Raw genomic sequence first — 1,517 nt, 5'->3', positions numbered from 1 at the left:
CTGGCCGCCGACCTGCAGGTCGTGCCCGAAACCGAGCGGCGACTGCTGCTCGAGGGCTTCAACGACACCGCCACCGACTTCGGACCGGCACAACCGATCCACACCCTGTTCGAGGCCCGGGTCCGCTCCAACCCGGATGCCGTGGCCCTGGTCTGCGAAGACCGCCAACTGAGCTATCGCCAGCTCAACCGCCGCGCCAACCACCTGGCCCGGCAACTGCTTGAGCTCGGCGTGCAGCCGGACGAACGCGTCGCCATCTGCGCCGAACGCAGCCTGGAGATGATCGTCGGCCTGCTCGGCGTGCTCAAGGCCGGCGCCGCCTATGTGCCGATCGATCCGGCCCACCCGGCCGAGCGCATGGCCTTCATGTTCCACGACAGCCAGCCGCGCGCGCTGCTGACCCAGGCCGCCCTCAGCCTGCCGGCCGGCGAGTTGCCCGTGCTGCTGCTCGACACCGCCGAGTCGCGGCAGGCCGCCGAGGATCAAGCCTTCGACGCCAATCCGAGCGTGCCGGGCCTGACCCCGGAACACCTGGCCTACGTGATCTACACCTCAGGCTCCACCGGCCAGTCCAAGGGCGTGATGGTCGAGCACCGCTCGGTCTTCAACTTCTGGCACGTGCTGACCCGCACCACCCACCGGCACTGCCCGAACCCGGCCACCGTCGCGCTCAATGCCGGCTTCTTCTTCGACATGTCGATCAAGGGCATCTCGCAACTGTTCTCCGGCCACACCCTGGTGATCATCCCGCAACTGATCCGCGCCAGCGGCAGCGAGTTGCTGGACTTCCTCGAACAGCACCAGGTGCACGCCTTCGACTCGACTCCGTCGCAACTCGACACCCTGCTCGCCGCCGGCCTGCTGGAGCGGCGCAGCTACCAGCCGGTCAGCGTGCTGCTCGGGGGCGAGGCGATCAACGCCAGCACCTGGGAGAAACTGCGCAACTGCCAGACCATCCGCTTCTACAACATGTACGGCCCCACCGAGTGCACGGTGGACGCGACCATCGACCTGATCCGCGACCTGGGCGAAAAACCGAGCATCGGCCGGCCGTTCGCCAACGTCCAGGTGTATGTGCTCGATGCCCATGGCGAGCCTGCGCCACTGGGCGTGGCCGGGGAAATCCATATCGGCGGTGCCGGGGTGGCCCGTGGTTATCTCAACCGCGACGGGTTGAGCGCCGAACGTTTCATCGCCGACCGGTTCAGCCCGGTGCCCGGTGCCCGCCTGTACAAGACCGGTGACCTGGGCCGCTGGCTGGCCGATGGCACCCTGGAATACCTGGGCCGCAACGACTTCCAGGTGAAGATCCGCGGTTTCCGCATCGAACTGGGGGAAATCGAGAACGCCCTGCTCGCGGTGGCGGGTGTTCGCGAAGCGGTGGTCATCGCCCGTGACGACCAACGCCTGGTGGCCTACCTGTGCGGCAAGCCGGCGCCTGCCGAACAACTGCGCGGCGAACTGCTCAAGCACCTGCCCGAATACATGGTGCCCAGTGCCTTCGTGCATCTGGACAA

Annotated in this window: 1 protein-coding gene; it reads left to right on the top strand. The window is 67.3% G+C overall.

What is annotated here, in order from left to right:
* On the top strand, positions 1-1,517 hold a 1,517-nt coding region (locus tag K675_RS0121010), incomplete at both ends, for a non-ribosomal peptide synthetase (protein WP_017905442.1).

Origin of the sequence: Pseudomonas fuscovaginae SE-1 (assembly GCF_000364705.1) — a bacterium.
GTDB classification, from domain to species: domain Bacteria; phylum Pseudomonadota; class Gammaproteobacteria; order Pseudomonadales; family Pseudomonadaceae; genus Aquipseudomonas; species Aquipseudomonas fuscovaginae_A.
This window is presented reverse-complemented; position numbering and strand designations above follow the sequence as displayed.